Source organism: Planococcus circulans (genome assembly GCF_020023385.1).
GTDB lineage: Bacteria > Bacillota > Bacilli > Bacillales_A > Planococcaceae > Planococcus.
On sequence record NZ_JAIQCL010000009.1, the window covers coordinates 74,654 to 94,171 of the forward strand.

Below are 19,518 nucleotides of genomic sequence, written 5' to 3' on the forward strand. Positions count from 1 at the left end.
CTGATAAAAGCTGCTCCGTTTTATTTTCCTTTGAATACCGGTTTGCGTTTCTCGCCGAAAGCGACAAGCGCTTCAGCTCGGTCTTCTGTCGGAATGGTGATTTCATAAGCTTTGCGCTCGATTTGAAGGCCAGTCTGCAAATCGGTGTTCATGCCATTTTTGATGGCGAATTTTGCCTGTTGAAGCGCGACCGGACCGTTGGCAAGGATTGAATCGGCAAAGGCACCGGTCACATCCGCTAGCTGGTCTCGTGTTGCCACACGTGTCACCAGTCCATATTCCAACGCTTCAGCCGAATTTAGGCGACGGGCAGTCAAGATCAATTCCAGTGCTTTGGTTTCACCGATTAAACGCGGTAAACGCTGAGTGCCGCCAGCCCCTGGAATGATCCCTAGACTGGTTTCCGTCAAACCAAGAAGCGTATCTTCATCCACAATCCGGAAATCGCATGCCAGCGCCAACTCCATGCCGCCGCCAAACGCAAAGCCGTTCATCATGGCGATCGTCGGCTGCGGTAAACTCTCGATCGTAGAAAAAACCTCACCGATTTTGAAGATATTGCGTTTGACCAGATCGTCGGTCATGTTTTTGCGTTCCTTCAAGTCAGCTCCCACACTGAAGGCCTTTTCACCAGCGCCTGTAAACACCACGACGCGGATATCCGGATTAATGCGGATTGCTTCCACGACCTGGCCAAGTTCGAGGAGCATATCATAATTGAAGGCGTTCAATGCTTCTGGTCGATTCAATGTAATAAATGCTAAATTATTTCGTTGTTCGTAATGAATTGTGTCCATTTTCATCCCCCTTGTATCGTTCCATCCGTTAAAAACATACCACTTTTTGGACTATTTCGCCATCAGTCTCTATAATGAAATCCATGGGAGGGACTGCACTTATGAATCAAATTACATTTATCCGCATCTTCCGGATTGTCTGGCTGGCAGTCAAAATCTTTTTACAAGTGACGTTCTTCCAACGGCGAAATCGCGGCAATTGGAATCCACTGGTTGAAAAAAGATGGAATGATATGATCACAAAGCAAGCAAAAGAATATAAGAACCTGGCTTTAAAGCTGGGTGGACTGATGATCAAGCTTGGCCAGTTCCTGTCAACGCGGGCGGACATCATGCCGCCGTCGTTTCTTGCGGAATTGGAAGGCTTGACCGACCGCGTACCATCTGTTCCAAAGAAGAGCATCGTCTCTGTGCTTGAACAGGAATGGAATACGCCCCACACGAATTATCTGGATCACCTATCGGATTCAGCTGTTGCTTCGGCTTCAATCGGTGAAGTATATAAAGCGGTATTGAAAAATGGGATGGAGGTCGCTGTTAAAGTCCAACGTCCCGGCACGGACCGGATTTTGCGCGCAGATTTCAAGGCTATCCGCATCGTCATCTGGATGGCTGAAAAATTCACTCCGTTTGCCAAACAAATCGACTTCAAACTTCTATATGTGGAAATGACTGAGACGATCGGCGCTGAGTTGAATTTTCTGAAAGAACTCCAAAATGGCCGTGCTTTTGCGGATCGTTTTGATGCGATGGAAGGCGTCCGCATCCCGCTTTATTTTGATGAATTTACAACACGCCGTGTATTGGTGATGGAGTGGATTGAAGGTGCACGCATTACAGACCTGGCATTCATTGAAAAAAATGAATTGGATCGCCATGAGATTTCAGAACGCCTCTTTATTTTATTCTTGGAACAGGTTTTGTACGGTGGACAATTCCACGCAGATCCACACGGAGGCAACATCCTGCTGGAACCGGATGGCGGCATCGTGCTGATCGATTTTGGAATGATCGGCAATATCACCCAAAAGGATTCTCAAGCAGTCTTGCGTGCGGCCGAAGGGGTCATCTTCAAAAACTACGATCAGGTCCTGGACTCGTTGGAAGAGTTGCGGTTCTTGTTGCCACAAGCAGATCGCGCAGTTCTCGGCGACGCCATTTCCCGGCTCGTAGCGGCCTATGAGTCCAACGAGCTGTCGCAGATGGACAGCTTTGTGGTGGAGCGACTGCTTAACGACATGCAGGAAATCGTCCGGACCCAGCCGGTTCAATTACCGGCGGAATTCGCCTTTTTCGGCCGGGCTGCTTCCATTTTTGTCGGCGTCCTGCATGTGCTGGATCCGAATGTGGATCTATTGGCTCTGGCTCGTCCACGAATATTGGAATGGGCTTCCTCGCAGAAAGAAGGCAAAGGAATCTTCGGTAAAGAAGATGTCCTGCGCTGGGTATTGAACGCTACCGGACCGCTGCGTGTGCTGCCGCAGAAAGTCATTAATTACCTGGAAGAGCCGGAACGTCTCCGCCGCTATTACGAAAATCGCGACGGGCGTGAACGCGAATACCGGCGCGACTTGCAATCACGTATGTTTGCAGGAATTTTCACCATCCTGTCATTCACCGGTATTTCTGTATCGGTCTGGTTTTGGAATGAACCTTACCTATGGGTGTCATCGGTATTTTTTGTGGGCTCTTTATGGGTGTATCGATCGATTAAATAGGAATGGACAAGCTCCTTTATGGTGTAGAATTTGGCCAATGAAAAAAGAGTTTCCGCCTGAAGTCATTTAACCTGACTGTGGCTGGAGACTCTTTTTTGTGCTGTTCGATGTACGGGAATCTGATTTATGTACAACCTAGAGAAATAGGAGCGGACAGAATTGAAGGAGACGACGGTCCATATGCAGAATCGCCATAGGAAGAGGCTGTGCGGCAATGGGGGTGAAAATATTTTAGGAAGATTTTCGTGGTGTGAAAAAACACTTAATCACGTGGCTGCTGTTTCCGCGGTGGAAAGGTCCGTTTCGTTACATAGGCCATTGGATGATTGTGGACTCGTTGCGCCTTCTTGAAATAGCGGCGGAGTGAACCGGCAAAAGAGTGCTGGTTACGCAAGGCAATGGGTGATACGTCCAAATAAACCGTTTCGCTGTTGCTTAAATAAATGATACTGCCTTTGCCGCTGCTGTCACTTTCGATCAGATCGACGGCGTCATAATTGAACCAGACACATTCCTTGTTCTTTGGAGAGTGGGTCGGGAAGAAAATCAGTGGGTTGCCGTAATACTCGCCGATAATGATAGGGGGTTTATGTTTTACGCCGACTGCTTTTTGGGCATAGAGTGTAGCACTTTCAAGTGAAGCGCGATAGAAACGGCAGGAAGTGGTCACTGTTTTATAAACCGCCTCTTCAACCACTAACTCGCTTCGGTCTTCAATCACTCGCATCCATGTGCGGTGGCCATCCGTATAGGGTAAAAGAGCATACGTATTTGCACAGATGGTATACGAGAACGGTCTATGATTCTTTTTGCTCATGAAAAATAACCCCCTTAATTTACTTTACATACCTTATTATAATAAAAAATGGAAATTTCGCAATGCTCATTAGATTGAAAATAAAATTTTTTCTATTTCATCGGAATTTTCAAATAAATCTTGATTTATTCTATACCGCTAATGTATACTAATGAAAAGCATTCGGGGTGAGGAAGAATGGAAAACTATTATTCTTATGCTGATTTCATGAAAGCGATGGCTCAAACAAAAAAAATCACGGAAGCGGAAAAACTGCTGAACGATATTTATTTAGATCTGTTCTTAAAGCATGTACACCGTTCTCAGCAGGAAGCACAGCTTATGACCCTTATCGACGAAGCCCTGGATAATCATGACCAAAAAGCATTCACCATATATGCTGCTCAACTACAAACTTTAAAGCACGAAGAAACTGAATAAATGGCTGTCTTGAAATAGCCGGGGAAAGGGGAGTCAGGTTAAATCTGACTCCCCTTTTTTCTGTCTGTAATAATAGAAAAACTCCTGGGTTGGATGCACGCATTCCTTTTTTTAAACGGCAGTTTACCATTCTATACTGGCCAGCTTAAGTGCATTTTTTCATTTACTTTCATATAAAAAACATACGTTCGCTTTTTGTTAGTGGTTTTTTAGGGCATATGGTAAAGTAGAAGTAATGAAATAACGGAAGGACGTCTTAATATGAAACAGGAATTTAATCTTCAAGCACCTTATGAACCGGCCGGCGATCAGCCTCATGCCATTGCCGAACTGACGCAGGGCATCATCAACGGCAAGCGCTGTCAGACCCTGCTGGGAGCTACAGGTACAGGTAAAACCTACACGATGTCGAATGTCATCCAACAGGTGAAAAAGCCGACACTCGTCATGGCCCACAATAAAACACTGGCAGGCCAGCTCTACAGCGAATTCAAGGAGTTCTTTCCTGATAACGCAGTTGAGTATTTTGTCAGTTATTACGATTATTATCAGCCGGAGGCCTACGTGCCCCAATCGGATACTTTCATCGAAAAAGATGCCAGCATCAATGATGAAATCGATAAGCTGCGACACTCCGCCACCAGTTCTTTGTTTGAGCGGGACGATGTCATCGTCATCGCATCCGTTTCCTGCATCTACGGGCTCGGTTCGCCTAAAGAATACCGTGAACTGGTCGTTTCCCTGCGCAAAGGGATGGAGATTGAACGCAATCAGCTGTTGAGAAAGTTAGTGGATGTTCAATATGAGCGCAACGACATCAATTTCATTCGCGGTACATTCCGGGTTCGTGGAGATGTGGTTGAAATTTTCCCGGCATCACGCGATGAAAGATGCCTGCGCGTCGAATTTTTTGGTGATGAAATCGATCGTATCCGCGAAGTGGATGCCTTGACAGGTGAAATTATCGGTGAACGCGAACATGTTGCCATTTTCCCAGCATCCCACTTCGTCACGCGCGAAGACAAAATGATCAAGGCGATTGCAAATATTGAAGAGGAATTGGAAGCGCGCCTGAAAGAAATGCGCGCGGAAGACAAATTGCTGGAAGCACAGCGCCTCGAACAGCGCACGCGTTACGATCTGGAGATGATGCGGGAAATGGGCTTTTGCTCCGGCATCGAAAACTATTCCCGCCATTTGACGCTTCGTCCGGCGGGTGCCCAACCTTATACATTGATCGATTACTTCCCGGAAGACTTTCTTTTGGTCGTAGACGAAAGCCATGTGACCTTGCCGCAAGTGCGCGGAATGTTCAATGGTGACCAGGCAAGGAAAAAAGTGTTGGTGGATTACGGTTTCAGACTGCCTTCGGCTATGGATAACCGTCCGTTGACATTCGACGAATTTGAAGAACATATCAGCCAGGCGGTCTTTGTTTCGGCGACGCCTGGACCTTATGAAATGGAGCATACACCGGAGATGGTGGAACAGATCATCCGGCCGACCGGCTTGCTTGATCCGACCATCGAAATCCGGCCGATTGAAGGACAGATAGACGACTTAATGTATGAAATCCGACAGCGTGCGGAAAATAATGAGCGGGTCCTGGTGACGACCTTGACCAAGAAGATGTCGGAAGACTTAACAGCTTATTTGAAAGATGCCGGCATCAAAGTCAATTATCTGCACTCTGAGATCAAGACCCTCGAACGGATTGAAATCATCCGGGAGCTGCGGATGGGAGTTTACGATGTGCTGGTCGGCATCAACCTATTGCGTGAAGGTTTGGATATTCCGGAAGTTTCATTGGTGACCATTCTGGATGCCGATAAAGAAGGATTCTTGCGTTCAGAACGTGCATTGATCCAAACGATGGGCCGAGCAGCCAGAAACGCAAATGGCCACGTCATCATGTATGCTGACAGAGTGACGGATTCCATGCAGAAAGCGATGGATGAAACGACGCGCCGCCGCACGATTCAAGCGGACTATAATGAAAAACATGGCATTACGCCAATTACCATACAGAAGAAAATCCGTGACGTCATCCGCGCAACTGCCGCAGCGGAAGAGACGGAAGAATATGTTTCAAAAGCAGTATCCGGCAAAAAACTCAACAAAGAAGATCGCATGAAGCTGGTGACCTTGCTTGAAACGGAAATGAAGGAAGCGGCCAAAGCACTTGATTTCGAACGCGCTGCAGAACTGCGTGATACAGTGCTTGAATTGAAAGCGGAAGGATGATGGAAGTTGAAGAATCAGGAAATACGGATACAAGGCGCACGTGCGCATAATTTAAAGAACATCGACGTTGTCATTCCGCGTGACAAGCTTGTTGTCATGACCGGGCTGTCAGGCTCCGGTAAATCCTCCCTGGCATTTGATACGATTTACGCAGAAGGGCAGCGGCGTTATGTAGAATCGCTGTCTTCTTATGCCCGCCAATTTCTGGGCCAGATGGACAAGCCGGATGTCGACTTAATTGAAGGGCTCTCACCGGCCATTTCGATCGATCAGAAGACCACCAGCAAAAATCCGCGATCCACAGTGGCGACGGTAACGGAAATCTATGATTATATGCGGCTTATGTATGCCCGCATCGGAAAACCGATATGTCCGAACCACGGCATCGAAATTTCATCCCAGACAATCGAGGAAATGGTCGATCGTTTGATCGTTTATCCGGAACGCACGAAAATGCAGATTTTGGCGCCGATTGTCACTGGCCGAAAAGGAACGCATGTCAAGCTGCTGGAAGACATCAAAAAGCAGGGATATGTACGGGTTCGGGTCAATGGAGAATTGATTGATTTGGACGATGATATTACGCTTGATAAGAACAAAAAGCATTCAATTGAAGTGGTCATCGACCGGGTCGTCATGAAAGAAAATATTGCACCGCGACTCAGTGATTCTCTCGAATCTGCTCTGCGTCTGGGTGATGGCCGCGTATTGATTGATGTGATGGGTGAGGAAGAATTGCTGTTCAGTGAACATCACGCCTGTCCGGTCTGCGGATTTTCCATCGGTGAGTTGGAACCGAAAATGTTTTCATTCAATTCGCCGTTCGGGGCATGCCCCGAATGTGATGGTCTCGGGATGAAGCTGGAAGTGGACCCGGAATTGGTTATTCCGGATTGGAGTGTATCTCTCAACAAGGGGGCAATTGTTCCTTGGCAGCCGACGAGTTCGCAGTATTATCCCCAATTATTAAAAGCCATCTGCCAGCATTACAAGATAGATATGGATGTGCCTGTCAGCGATTTGCCTGAAGAACACATCAATGTCATCATGCGGGGATCCGGAAGCGACAAGATCCGGTTCCGCTACCAGAATGATTATGGACAGATACGGGACAATCATATCCAGTTTGAAGGGGTGCTTTCCAATGTGGATCGCCGTTACCGCGAAACCTCATCTGATTATATCCGTGAACAAATGGAAAAATATATGGGCGAGCAGCCGTGTACGGTTTGTGAAGGCTACCGCTTGAAGCCCGAAACATTGGCAGTTAAGGTCAACGACGTGCATATCGGAAAGGTGACCGAGTTTTCGATTGTTGAAGCTCATCAATTCTTCGATCAGCTGAAGTTGTCCGAAAAAGATCAACAGATCGCTAAATTGATCATTCGGGAAATCCAGGAACGCATCGGATTCCTGATCAATGTCGGGCTTGATTACCTGACCTTGAACCGTGCTTCAGGAACGTTATCCGGAGGGGAAGCACAGCGAATCCGCTTGGCGACTCAAATCGGCTCGAGGCTGACAGGTGTGTTGTATATTCTTGATGAACCGTCGATTGGGCTGCATCAACGCGATAATGACCGGCTGATTGAGACATTGAAAAGCATGCGCGATATCGGCAATACCTTGATCGTTGTCGAGCATGATGAAGACACCATGCTGGCAGCTGATTATTTAATTGATGTCGGACCGGGTGCAGGCGTACACGGTGGTGAAATCATTGCCGCCGGAACACCGGACAAGGTGATGAAAAACAAAAAATCACTGACCGGCCAATATTTGAGCGGTAAAAAGTTCATTCCTTTGCCTGCAGAACGCAGAGCTCCGAACGACCGGAACATTTCCATCCGCGGAGCCAATCAGAATAACCTGAAGAAAGTGGATGTCGATATTCCGCTTGGGTTGTTTACAGCTGTGACTGGGGTTTCTGGGTCCGGTAAAAGTACACTCATCAACGAGATCCTTTACAAGACACTGGCACATCGATTGAACCGGGCGAAAGCCAAGCCGGGCCATTTCGATTCAATAGAAGGAACTGAAGGGCTGGAACGCGTCATCGATATCGATCAGTCGCCGATCGGCCGGACTCCACGTTCAAATCCGGCAACTTATACCGGTGTTTTTGATGATATCCGTGATGTCTACGCGACGACCAACGAAGCGAAAGTCCGCGGGTATAAAAAAGGCCGTTTCAGTTTCAATGTCAAGGGCGGTCGCTGTGAAGCTTGCCGCGGAGATGGTATTATAAAAATAGAAATGCATTTCCTTCCGGATGTTTACGTGCCATGTGAAATCTGCCATGGCAAGCGTTATAACCGGGAAACCTTGGAAGTGAAGTACAAAAACAAAAGCATCTCAGATATCCTGGATATGACAGCGGAAGATGCTGCTTTGTTTTTCGAAAATATTCCTAAAATCAGCCGTAAATTGAAGACGGTGGTAGATGTTGGACTGGGCTATCTCACCCTGGGCCAACCTGCAACCACTCTATCCGGAGGTGAAGCGCAGCGCGTCAAGCTGGCATCAGAGCTGCATAAACGCTCAAACGGAAAATCCTTTTATATTCTGGATGAACCGACAACGGGTCTCCACGCCGATGACATTTCCCGTCTGCTTCTTGTTCTGCAGCGTCTTGTAGACAATGGCGATACGGTATTGACGATCGAGCACAATCTTGACGTCATCAAGACAGCGGATCACATCATCGATCTGGGTCCTGAAGGTGGAGACAAGGGTGGTACGATACTTGCAACGGGAACTCCTGAAGACATTGCGGCTGTTGAAAATTCCTATACGGGCAAGTACCTGAAACCGATACTTGAACGTGACCGGGCCCGTATGGAAGCCTTGGTCAAAGGCGCCAGCCGCAGAAAAAAAGCGGTTAAGTGAAACTTTTGCCGCTGGCAAACGTATCAATTAGAAGAATAGATCTGTTTGCCCAAGTGATTTTCACTTGGACAATCAGACAATGAGGAGGCCACAATACATGCAAAGCGAAAAAGAACGCATTTTGGATATGGTTGAGAACGGTACGATTTCTGCGCGCGAAGCCGTTGAGTTGCTGCGTGCTATAGATGGCAGCAGTTCTTCTTCGAATGAGCCGAATTATGGCCGCAATAACCAAAAAGACAAGTCAGCGAAGCGTGGATTTTTCAGACCGGAAGACATCGTCAAGAAAGTATCGAAGGATTTCTCGAAGAACGTTTCAAAGAATGTCTCAAAAAATGTTTCGCGTGACTTCAATGACTTGGGCACCCGGATGATGGATTTCATGCAGACTTCTGTCGGCAAATTAAAAACGATGGAATTCGACTCGCCATTCGGCGAAGCGGTTCAATTCAGCCATACGTTCACAGATGAAATGACGGACCTGAATACCATCATTGCGGATATCGCCAATGGCCAGTTGGAGATTTTCCCGTCCCAGGATGGCTTGCTGCGAGCGGAGTGCAGCGTCAAGGCATACCGTTCCGAGTCACCGGCACAGGCAAAAGTGGATTTTCTTGATAAGTTTGTCTTTATTGCCGATGACCATAAGCTTCGGATCATCAGCGATTTGAAGACCACCCAAGTGAATGTCATCCTGTATGTTCCCGAAGCTTCCTATGAGCACATCACTGCCCGTTTGTTTAATGGCGGATTCACCATGAAACGCATTGATGCTGCATTGGTCAAAGTAAAAACAGCAAACGGCAAAATCGACCTGAAGCATGTGGAATTCGATGATGCAGAATTGGAAACAGCGAATGGCGCCATTCACGTCCAGGAAACAAAAGGCAAAGTATTGGAAGCGGAAACCTTGAACGGCCGCATCTATATTGATGGCGATATTCAGACCATCGTATCCAAATCATTGAACGGCAATATTGTCGCGACGACAAGATGCAAAGAAGCACGTAAGTTGGAAACAAAAACGTTGGCAGGCAATGTCGAGCTTTACATTCCTTCCCACTTGCCTTTAAAAGGTGAAGTTTCTTCAAACTTGGGCAAGATGGATGTCTTGCTTTCCGACATCGACAGTACGCATGAACAAGGACAATTTATGCAAAAGTCGATCCGGTTCTCAAAACAGGGAACTGAACCGGCTGCTGCTCCGTTATTGGTCTATGGAGAAACCAAAACAGGTTCTGTCCTATTGCGGTATTTAACAATCGAATAACTATTCTTCAAGCCGGCACTGGTATGCAGTGCCGGCTTTTTTCTAAATTCACATAGTTGGTGTTTTCGTGGCTTTTATTTTACTATTTGAATAAAAGAAAGGTTTTGGGATATGATCGCGACTATTTTGATCGGCTTCACTGTCATTTTGATGCTGCTCCATCTGTATTACTTTTTCACGAATCAACAGCATAAAGAAAGCTACATCCATACTTCGCTATTTACAAAGTTATTCATCATCATGACAGTAGTGACCTTTGGCTTTGCGCTCATTTATTATTTATTGGCGTTCAACAACGATACTTTAAGGCTGAATGATGAAACAGGGAGAAGAGCAGGAGAAAATTTTTGGGATTATTTATACTTTAGTGGAGTGACAATGTTATCCATCGGTTATGGGGATTTGGTGCCGATGGGCTATGCCCGCTTTTTCGCTGTAGTTCAGGCAGCATTGGGATTGTTATTGCCGTCCGCTTATTTTGTTAAAGCATTCGATGAAATGGGGAGGCATGATAAAGAAGGACAAGGAAACCGAAGCGATAAAAAAAGTGAAGAAAACTAAATGGAATGAGGATGAGACATGGTGGATAAAAATAAGGCTGCTAGGATAAAAGAAGCTTTTGATGAATTGATGAAGGACACCGCGATTCAACAGGCACTCGCATTTATTGAACAGGACCATCAGCGCACAATCGAAGAACAGATTGCCTTGACAGAAATTCCGGCGCCGCCATTCAAAGAACAGCGGCGTGCTGAAGATTTCATGATGCGTCTGAAGGATCTGGGTTTGGAAGAAGTCCGCATGGATTCGGAAGGGAATGTCTATGGATTGAGGAGAGGGAAAGGGCAAGGGCCGAAGGTTTTTGTGTCTGCGCACCTGGATACGGTTTTTCCTGAAGGAACCGATACCACAGTCCATCAGAAAGATGGCGTGCTTCATGCGCCTGGAATTGGAGATGATACGCGCGGTTTGGCCGAATTGCTGGCGGTAGTGAGGGCCTTCAATGAAGCAGCTATTGAAAATAGCGGAGATATCATCTTCGGCGGAACTGTTGGTGAGGAAGGAGCCGGTGATTTGCGTGGGGTAAAAGCTTTTTTTACGGAGCACTCGGATATTGATGCCTTCCTGTCACTGGATGGACCTGGCTCTAATGCCATCACCTATTTGGCCACAGGAAGCTATCGTTATAAAGTTACATATAAAGGACCCGGAGGACATAGTTTTGCGGCGTTTGGAACTCCCAGTGCGACGCATGCATTGGGGCGGGCGATGGCTGCAATCGCTGATTTGAAAACGCCGAGCGAGCCGAAGACGACTTTTTCAATCGGAGAAGTTTCCGGTGGAACATCGGTAAACGCTATTGCGCAGGAAGCCTCGATGCTGGTCGATCTTCGCTCCAATGAGCAACAGCAATTGGATAAATTAGAGCAGCATTTTCTTGAAATCGTAAAAGAAGCGGCAGACGCTGAAAATGCACGATGGAGTGATGACCGCCTGCAGGTCGAAATCGATCGTTTCGGCAATCGTCCACCTGCGAGTCAATCTGCGGATGAGCCGATCGTTCAAGTGGCGAGCGGGGCAGTCCGGTCGCTTGGAGCGGCACCCGAGTTGAAGGAACCGAGCAGCACAGATGCCAATTATCCGATGAGCATCGGTGTACCCGCCATCACCATTGGTCTTGGCGGAGAGTTTGATAACGCACACACGCTGGAAGAATGGCATAATCCGGTAAATGGACATTTGGCAATCCAAAAAAGTTTGATGACAATCTTGGGACTGGTTGGGGTCGAAAAGATCAGTCGGCCATTGCTTTAAAAAATAAAAATCCAGACGGCCTTTTATGGCTGTCCGGATTTTTTCGTTTTTTATCTGGATACGTTGAACTAAATTTTTAACGACTCTGTTATGGATATTCTACAAACCAGCTCCGCTTTCCTACGGGCTTGCGCCGAACTAACTCGGGCTAACGCCCGAGTGGATTTCGGCACTTCGCTATCCCGCGGGAGTCTCCGCTGGTTTGCTCCATATCCTGTTGATCAAATGTAAGAAGATGCTTAGAAGAAAGAGAGGAAGGCGGCGACTCCTGCGGAAGAACGGAGTGATGAGACCCCGCAGGAGCTTGCGACGAGGAGGCTCAGCGCTTCGTCCGCGGAAAGCGTCCGCCTGGAGCACTTTCTTCGTTTCTTCACTCGCAATGAGTTAAAAAAGTAAATTCTTTAGTTCAACTTATCTGGATACAAATCCTGCAGAAAATCGATGGACTGTCTGATCAATTGCTGGAGGACGTCGAGGTCAACGTCGTCTGTTTTGTTGATATAGACACAGGTTTTGCCGGTGGTGTGCTTGCCTAATTTCTCGAGCAAAGGTCCACGTTTTTCATCGCCAGTTGCGAAATACAGGCTGATTTTCGCTTTGCGGGGAGAAAACCCGACAAGCGGCGCATCGCCTTCGTGACCCGTTTTGTATACGTAATGATAGCTTCCGAAACCGATGATGCTGGGTCCCCACATTTTTGCGGGAAAGCCGCTGGTCTGTTCGAATAGTTCAAGCAACTCATAAGCATCCTGGCGTTTCTTCGGGTTGTCGACCGATTCGATGAACTCGATGACATCGGCATCGGTTTCTTTTGTTTTTTGTTCGTACATGGCCTATCCCTCTTTTCCTTTAGCTGGATTCTACAGACAATGCATCGCTTTTTCTGCTTTTTGCCATGGCACTTTATAGCCTTGTCCTTTGGCACAGAAGATGGAAGTGGATGTATAGAGGGGATCTGCATCTTTGGCATAGCCGATCCGGGCAATCACTTCATCTTCATTATGACAGAAATCATAGCCGTCGAACAGCAGGCTGAGGGCTCCTTTGCCATGTGTGAAGGCAGCAAATTCCGAACCGTAATTCATGAATGTGGAAACTGGCACGCGGCCTTCAATCGTCGTTTTTCCATCTGTTGTTTCAGGTGCTTGAAAGCTGCCATAAGCCTGTTGAATATCAGAAAGCACTTTTCCCATCTGTTCGAGGTCGACTTTTATTTTGAACCGGTACATTGGTTCGAGCAACCGGTTTTGTACCTGCTCCAAGCCTTGGCGAAGTGCGCGGAAAGCGGCCTCCCGGAAGTCGCCGCCGGACGTGTGCTGATTGTGGCCGCGTCCGGTCGTTAACGTCACTTTTACATCCGTCAAAGGAGAGCCGGCCAGTAAGCCGTGATGATCGCGCTCAGTCAGATGGCGGAGAATAAGGTTTTGATGGCCGACCGATAATGCATCGGCATGGCAGACGTTGTCTAACTGGAAACCGCTGCCGCGTTCGCCGGGTTCGATTTTCAGATGAACTTCCGCGTAATGGCGGAGCGGCTCGAAATGGCCGTATCCCATGACTGGCAACTCGATGGTTTCTTTATACAGAATTTCAGGTTCGCCAAACTGGACCTTGTGGCCGAACCGTTCAAAAACCACTTGCTCCAAAACTTCCAACTGGATGGCGCCCATGACTTGGATTTGTATCTGTTGAAAATATTCATCCCAGTAGACGGACAGGGAGGGGTCTTCAGCACCGAGAATTTTGAAGCTGCCCAGCACTTCTTTTACATGGACGGCCGAATCAAAAAGGACAGTCGATTTTAAGGTCGGCATCATTTGGGAGTTGAAACTCTTCTGCCTGACGCCGAGGGTATCGCCGATTGCAGCTTCTGATAAACCTGCGATGGCAAACAGTTCACCCGCCCATGCCTGTTCAACGGTCTGAAATTTATCGCCGTTATAAACCCGGATCTGTGTGACTTTTTCTTCGAGGTCATTCGGGCCATATGTCAATTTATCGCGAACTTGGAGTCTACCGCTGAAGGCTTTTAGAAAACAGATCCGATTGCCGTTTTCATCATGGCGGATTTTATAGATTTGAGCGCCGAATTCTTCATTATCGGAATAGGAACTGATCGTCAGTCCATCCAGCTGCATAAGGAATTCCTGAATGCCAGTATCCTCCAGGGCGGAACCGCTGGCGCAAGGGAAAATTTGATTGGCGGCAATCATGCGTTGAAAAGCTTTTAGCCAAAGTTCTTCATCGTACCCCGTTTCGAGATATTGGGCCAATAAGGCTTCATCCCGCTCAGCGATGAATTCAATTAGCTCTTCAGTCATGGTTCCACCGCGATAAGACTCCGTGATCATGCAGGCATCACCGGAAAGGTTTGAGCGGATTTCCTGCAGCACAGCGGCAGGATCAGCACTTTCACGATCGGTTTTGTTGATGAAGAAAAAGACCGGTATCTGGTGTTTTTGCAGAAGCTGCCAAACGGTTTCGGTATGGCCTTCAATGCCATCGACTGCACTGACGATGATGATGGCGTAATCCATCACTTGAACTGAGCGTTCCATTTCCGGGGAGAAGTCGACGTGTCCCGGAGTGTCGATAAGAAAATAAGTCGATTCATTAAATGAAAAACTAGCCTGATCAGCGAAAATTGTAATGCCGCGGTTTTTTTCGATGGCATGGCTGTCGAGAAAAGCGTTTTGGTGGTCGACCCGCCCGCGCTGGCGGATGCTTTTGGTGTGGTACAGCAATTGCTCTGAGAATGTGGTCTTGCCGGCATCGACATGCGCCAGAATTCCAATGGTTTTGTTCATGCGGTCACCTCTTTAGCTCCAGTTTAGCAGATTTTATATATGGAATACGAAAAACGCGAAAGCCGATGTGGCTTTCGCGTTCAGGTGCGGTTTATCCAATTGGAAAGTAATCAACTGATGGCATCATAACAAGCGATTCCAAAACAAATGCCCAGTGCACAGCGTTTCCGGTAAGCGGCAGATTTGAGCAGTTCCACCTCCTGTTTATGCGTCATAAAGCCGCATTCCACGAGGATGGCCGGCATATGCGTGTCGCGGAGAACAGTAAAATCACCTTGCTTGACTCCACGGTCTTTCCGGCCCGTCACCCGCACAAGAGCGTTTTGGACGATAGCTGCCAGCTGTTTGGTTGCTGGCTGCGGCCGGCTGTAGGTGAAGGTTTCCAGGCCATTGGCTGAGTTGAAGGCATGGCCCATTGCATTGGCGTGGATGGAAACGAACAAGTCCACCTTCAACCGGTTTGCAAGTGCTGTACGTTCGTGCAGCGGGACATCCAGATCGTTTTGATGGCTGAACAAAACAGTATGCCCATCCAACATCAAGCGCTTTTTGACTTCTTCCGCAACGGCCGAATTAAAATGGAATTCCCTCAGCCTGCCATCGGGCGAACGCTTTCCGGGTGTGTCTGGCCCATGTCCGGCATCAATCATTATCTTCATTTTCAAAAACCTCCTTTTGCGGTCTATATAGTGGAAGAGACCGCAAAAGGGGACAAAAATCTTCAAATTTAATTTTTCCATGTTAAAATAAAAGCAAACCGCATGCAAAAAGAACAACTTCGATGAAAATTCGAAATAATGTGTGGATAAGGAATGAGGGGTAACAAATGGGACAAGTAACAACAAAACAAGTGATGGAAACGTTCGAGTTGGATTTGATCAGCGGAGAAGAAGGCATCGGCCGTCATATTCCCATCAGTGATATTTCAAGACCCGGTTTGGAAATGGCCGGTTATTTCACTCATTATCCAGCAAACCGTGTGCAACTGCTCGGCAAAACCGAGCTTTCTTTTTTTGCCATGCTATCACCGAAGGAACGATTGGACCGAATGATGAAACTTTGCACTGACGATACGCCGGCAATCATCGTTTCGCACGGTGTTCCCGTTCCGGCAGAATTGGTCACTGCTTCAAGCAATCGCCACGTACCGGTTATGACCACACCGATGTCAACAACACGCTTTTCCAGTTTGCTGACGAATTTCCTGGAAAGTCAATTAGCTCCAACCACGGCTATTCATGGTGTGCTCGTTGACATATACGGCGTAGGCGTCCTGCTGACAGGAAAAAGCGGCGTCGGTAAGAGCGAGACGGCGCTGGAGCTTGTCAAGAAAGGCCATCGCCTGGTAGCTGATGATTGCGTGGAGATCCACCAGGAAGGGGAAAATACATTGGTCGGCCATCCACCGAAACTGATCGAGCACTTGCTCGAGATTCGCGGAGTCGGCATCATTGATATCATGACATTATTCGGAGCCAGTGCCGTCCGAACCTTCAAGCGGATTTCCCTGGTGATCGACCTGGAGCTATGGGATCCTGATAAAACCTATGATCGTCTTGGCTTGGAAGAAGAAAAGATGAAGATCATCGATACGCACCTGACGAAACTGACGATTCCAGTTCGCCCTGGACGAAACTTATCCGTTATCATCGAAGTTGCGGCGATGAATTATCGCCTGAAACGGATGGGCGTCAATGCGGCTGAAGAATTTTCGAAGCGCCTGGATGATGTCATAGCACAAGATACAAACTAAGCGAATGGGTAGGTGCACAAGATGTATTCAATACTAGCTTCAATAGACCCGACCGCTTTTTCACTGGGCCCGATTTCGGTCCAGTGGTATGGTGTCATCATCGCCTTAGGCATTGTCATCGCCTTTTTGGTGGGGCAGCGTGAAATGGTCAAACGGGGGTTGCACCCTGAGTATTTAACGGATTTATTGATTTGGGCGGTGCCGCTGGCAATAGTCGGCGCCCGCATTTACTATGTCGCGTTTGAATGGGACCATTACAAAGACAATCCCGGACAGATCATTGCCATCTGGAATGGCGGCATCGCGATCCACGGAGCATTGATTGCATCCGTGATTGTCGCGTATCTGTTCACCAAAAAACGCAATACCTCCTTTTTGAAAGTGGCGGATATTTTGGCGCCGAGCATCCTGATCGGTCAAGCGATTGGCCGGTGGGGCAATTTCATCAACCAGGAAGCGCATGGTGGAGAAGTATCCCGTGCTTTTCTGGAAAATCTCTACATTCCTGACTGGATCATCAATCATATGTACATAGATGGAGCTTACTACCATCCGACTTTCTTATATGAATCCATGTGGAGCCTCGTGGGTATCATTATTTTGCTGCTGCTTCGGAAAGTCAATCTGGTACGCGGCGAAATGTTTTTCTTCTATATGATCTGGTATTCTGTTGGCCGCTTCTTTATCGAAGGCATGCGGACTGACAGCCTTTATGTGGTTGGTGAACTTCGGGCTGCACAGCTGGTGTCGGTTGTTGCCATTATCATCGCCGTGGTATTTATCGTGTACCGCCGCGCGGCAATCAAAAACCCACCGCGCTATAAAGACAAATAACATTGAAAAGAGCGATTAAATGTCGACGTTGAGAAATGGATTAAAAGCAGGGTTGAAGACGACCTGGGCATTGGGGAAAATCATATTCCCGATCACTCTTCTCGTCACCATGCTTCAATATACCCCGGTTCTGCCTTTTATCATCGATTTAGTGGCGCCGATCATGGGCTTGTTCGGTTTAAGCGGCGACGCTGCCATACCACTGGTCCTTGGGAACGCGCTGAATCTGTATGCCGGAATTGCCGGTATCCTGTCTTTGGAGCTGACGGTCAAAGAAGTTTTCATTTTGGCGGTCATGCTGTCCTTCTCCCATAATATTTTTATTGAAACGGGAGTGGCCCTGAAAGTAGGCGTCAAGCTGTGGGTGGTGTTGGTGGTCCGCTTTGGTCTTGCTGGATTATCGGCCATCATCATCAACCTGCTGTGGAAAGGCGGCGGCGAAGTAGCCCAATACGGCTTTGCTCCTGAAGCGGCTGCCGCACCCGAAAGCTGGATGGGGATCTTGCTGATCGGGCTGGAGAAAGCTTCGTTCGGCGTCCTGCAATTAGCGATGATTGTGATTCCATTGATGATCATGATTCAAATTTTGAAAGATAAAAAATACCTCCAGAAAATCTCCACGATGCTTGGACCATTGACACGTCTGTTGGGTGTAGAGAAGAACGCTTCTTTGACGCTTGCTTCCGGACTGATTTTCGGATTGGCCATGGGAGCAGGGGTCATGATCCAGGCGGTGCAGGAAGATGGCGTCAGCAAAAAAGATGCGACCTTGGTGTTCATCTTCCTGGTCGCCTGCCATGCCATCGTAGAAGACACGTTGATTTTCATTCCACTTGGGATCCCGATATGGCCGTTACTTGCCATCCGTGTGGTTACGGCACTCGGGCTGACCATTTTTGTTTCCTATATGTGGCGTAAAGCGGAAGAAAAAGAGAAGGAAGTGGTTTCTACATGACGGTAAAACAGATCAATACCTTATTATTCGATTTTGACGGCACTTTACTGGATACCAATGAATTGATCATCCAGACCTTCTTGACCGTTCTGGATGAGCATTATCCGGGGCGTTTCGGGCGTGAAGACGCTTTGCATTTTATCGGCCCGTCGCTAGAACAGACATTTACAGCCATCGATCCGGATCGTGTGGAAGAGCTGACAATTCAGTACCGCTCCCTCAACCGGATGATGCACGATGAATTGGTCGAGGAATACGACGGCGTGGCCGAAACGCTGCGCCTATTGAAAGCACAGGGCTTGAAAATGGCGATCGTCTCAACCAAAAGAAGCGAAACCATTCGTCACGGATTGGCATTGATGGGTGTCAGCGATGTGTTTGACGTGCTGGTCGGCCTGGATCATGTCAGCAATCCGAAACCGCATCCAGAACCTTTGCATCTGGCATTAGAGCAATTGGGCGCTCGCCACGACGAAGCTTTGATGATCGGCGACAATTCGCATGACATTGAAGGCGGCAAAAATGCGGGCGTCCGGACGGCTGGTGTGGCTTGGGCTGTAAAAGGCGAAGAATTTCTAGCTGGTTTCAATCCGGACTTCATGCTGCAGCATATCAGTGATTTGCTGGAATTGACGAAAGTGGCCGTCAAATGAGAAACACACAACGCCATTTTGTGGAAGGTCCGAATTCGCTTTGGCATATATACAAAACTGTCCCTTTCTGGAAGGTGGCCAAAAACTTTTTGGTGATCCAGACAGCCAGGTATACACCGTTTCTGCCGATGAAAAATTGGATGTATAAAGCTTTCCTTAAAATGAAAATTGGAGAGCATTCTTCTTTTGCGTTGATGGTCATGCCTGATGTCATGTTTCCGGAACGGATTACGGTCGGGAAAAACTCAGTAATCGGCTATAATACAACAATACTTGCACATGAATATTTAATAGATGAATATCGGCTCGGCGACGTAGTCATCGGAGACCGCGTCATGATCGGAGCAAACACCACGATTTTGCCCGGCATCACCATTGGAAACGGCGCAATCGTTTCCGCTGCCACGCTCGTCCATAAAAATGTGCCAGCTGGAGCTTTTGTCGGTGGAAATCCGATGAGCATCATCTATACAGCTGAACAAATGGCAGAGCGCCAAGCAAAATCCTGAAAGCAACCACTGCTTTCAGGGTTTTTTTCGAGGATAT

Annotated in this window: 17 protein-coding genes; 12 read left to right on the plus strand and 5 right to left on the minus strand. The window is 47.7% G+C overall.

Translation table 11 applies throughout. The annotated features are described in order from the left end of the window. Positions 1-20: 20 nt before the first annotated feature. Positions 21-797: an enoyl-CoA hydratase-related protein gene (locus tag K8U60_RS14645; RefSeq protein ID WP_223641693.1), complete on the minus strand. Its 777-nt coding sequence runs from the start codon at positions 795-797 to the stop codon at positions 21-23. A gap of 101 nt (positions 798-898) precedes the next feature. On the opposite strand from K8U60_RS14645, the gene K8U60_RS14650 reads away from it, so the two are divergent. Continuing rightward, on the plus strand, positions 899-2,515 hold the full coding sequence (locus K8U60_RS14650) for an ABC1 kinase family protein (RefSeq protein WP_223641695.1): 1,617 nt from the start codon (positions 899-901) through the stop codon (positions 2,513-2,515). Positions 2,516-2,777: 262 nt separating this feature from the next. Here the strand turns inward: K8U60_RS14650 and K8U60_RS14655 are convergent, their stop codons facing one another. Further along, the gene (locus K8U60_RS14655) at positions 2,778-3,332 is read right to left on the minus strand and encodes a competence protein ComK (RefSeq protein ID WP_223641698.1); all 555 of its coding nucleotides are present in this window, start codon (positions 3,330-3,332) and stop codon (positions 2,778-2,780) included. 177 nt (positions 3,333-3,509) lie between these two features. Here K8U60_RS14655 and K8U60_RS14660 point away from each other — a divergent pair, with 177 nt between their 5' ends. The 6 genes from K8U60_RS14660 (at position 3,510) to K8U60_RS14685 (ending at position 11,970) form a co-directional block, all read left to right on the plus strand. Beyond that, positions 3,510-3,752: an IDEAL domain-containing protein gene (locus K8U60_RS14660; RefSeq protein WP_223641706.1), complete on the plus strand. Its 243-nt coding sequence runs from the start codon at positions 3,510-3,512 to the stop codon at positions 3,750-3,752. Between the two features lie 261 nt (positions 3,753-4,013). Next, positions 4,014-5,996, plus strand: coding sequence for an excinuclease ABC subunit UvrB (uvrB, locus tag K8U60_RS14665; protein WP_223641708.1), 1,983 nt, complete (start codon positions 4,014-4,016; stop codon positions 5,994-5,996). A gap of 6 nt (positions 5,997-6,002) precedes the next feature. Next, complete coding sequence (gene uvrA / locus K8U60_RS14670; RefSeq protein ID WP_223641710.1) at positions 6,003-8,885, plus strand: excinuclease ABC subunit UvrA; 2,883 nt, start codon at positions 6,003-6,005, stop codon at positions 8,883-8,885. 97 nt (positions 8,886-8,982) lie between these two features. Next, entirely contained in the window at positions 8,983-10,155 is a 1,173-nt protein-coding gene (locus tag K8U60_RS14675) for a DUF4097 family beta strand repeat-containing protein (RefSeq protein ID WP_223641713.1), read from the plus strand. A 111-nt stretch (positions 10,156-10,266) separates the two neighbouring features. Next, on the plus strand, positions 10,267-10,716 hold the full coding sequence (locus K8U60_RS14680; protein WP_223641715.1) for a potassium channel family protein: 450 nt from the start codon (positions 10,267-10,269) through the stop codon (positions 10,714-10,716). A gap of 18 nt (positions 10,717-10,734) precedes the next feature. Then, positions 10,735-11,970 carry a M20/M25/M40 family metallo-hydrolase gene (locus K8U60_RS14685; protein ID WP_223641717.1) on the plus strand — a complete coding sequence of 412 codons (1,236 nt, stop codon included), beginning with the start codon at positions 10,735-10,737 and terminating at the stop codon, positions 11,968-11,970. 401 nt (positions 11,971-12,371) lie between these two features. Here K8U60_RS14685 and K8U60_RS14690 read toward each other — a convergent pair whose 3' ends face one another. From K8U60_RS14690 to K8U60_RS14700, 3 genes are all read right to left on the minus strand, one after another. Next, positions 12,372-12,800 carry a DUF1801 domain-containing protein gene (locus tag K8U60_RS14690; protein ID WP_223641726.1) on the minus strand — a complete coding sequence of 143 codons (429 nt, stop codon included), beginning with the start codon at positions 12,798-12,800 and terminating at the stop codon, positions 12,372-12,374. A 30-nt stretch (positions 12,801-12,830) separates the two neighbouring features. Next, a complete protein-coding gene (locus tag K8U60_RS14695) occupies positions 12,831-14,777 on the minus strand; it encodes a GTP-binding protein (RefSeq protein ID WP_223641728.1) in 1,947 nt (648 codons plus the stop codon). 110 nt (positions 14,778-14,887) lie between these two features. Next, positions 14,888-15,436, minus strand: coding sequence for an N-acetylmuramoyl-L-alanine amidase family protein (locus K8U60_RS14700; protein WP_223641730.1), 549 nt, complete (start codon positions 15,434-15,436; stop codon positions 14,888-14,890). A gap of 167 nt (positions 15,437-15,603) precedes the next feature. On the opposite strand from K8U60_RS14700, the gene hprK reads away from it, so the two are divergent. The 5 genes from hprK to K8U60_RS14725 are packed head-to-tail and all read left to right on the plus strand — an operon-like array spanning position 15,604 to position 19,481. Continuing rightward, entirely contained in the window at positions 15,604-16,530 is a 927-nt protein-coding gene (gene hprK / locus K8U60_RS14705) for an HPr(Ser) kinase/phosphatase (protein WP_223641732.1), read from the plus strand. Between the two features lie 21 nt (positions 16,531-16,551). Next, the gene (lgt, locus tag K8U60_RS14710) at positions 16,552-17,364 is read left to right on the plus strand and encodes a prolipoprotein diacylglyceryl transferase (RefSeq protein WP_223641734.1); all 813 of its coding nucleotides are present in this window, start codon (positions 16,552-16,554) and stop codon (positions 17,362-17,364) included. Positions 17,365-17,383: 19 nt separating this feature from the next. Continuing rightward, positions 17,384-18,319 carry a nucleoside recognition domain-containing protein gene (locus K8U60_RS14715; protein ID WP_223641736.1) on the plus strand — a complete coding sequence of 312 codons (936 nt, stop codon included), beginning with the start codon at positions 17,384-17,386 and terminating at the stop codon, positions 18,317-18,319. Then, on the plus strand, positions 18,316-18,972 hold the full coding sequence (ppaX, locus tag K8U60_RS14720) for a pyrophosphatase PpaX (protein WP_223641738.1): 657 nt from the start codon (positions 18,316-18,318) through the stop codon (positions 18,970-18,972). Before K8U60_RS14715 ends, ppaX begins: the two co-directional genes overlap by 4 nt. Further along, on the plus strand, positions 18,969-19,481 hold the full coding sequence (locus tag K8U60_RS14725) for an acyltransferase (protein WP_223641740.1): 513 nt from the start codon (positions 18,969-18,971) through the stop codon (positions 19,479-19,481). The genes ppaX and K8U60_RS14725 overlap by 4 nt, the downstream gene beginning before the upstream one ends. The last annotated feature ends 37 nt before the right edge of the window (positions 19,482-19,518 follow it).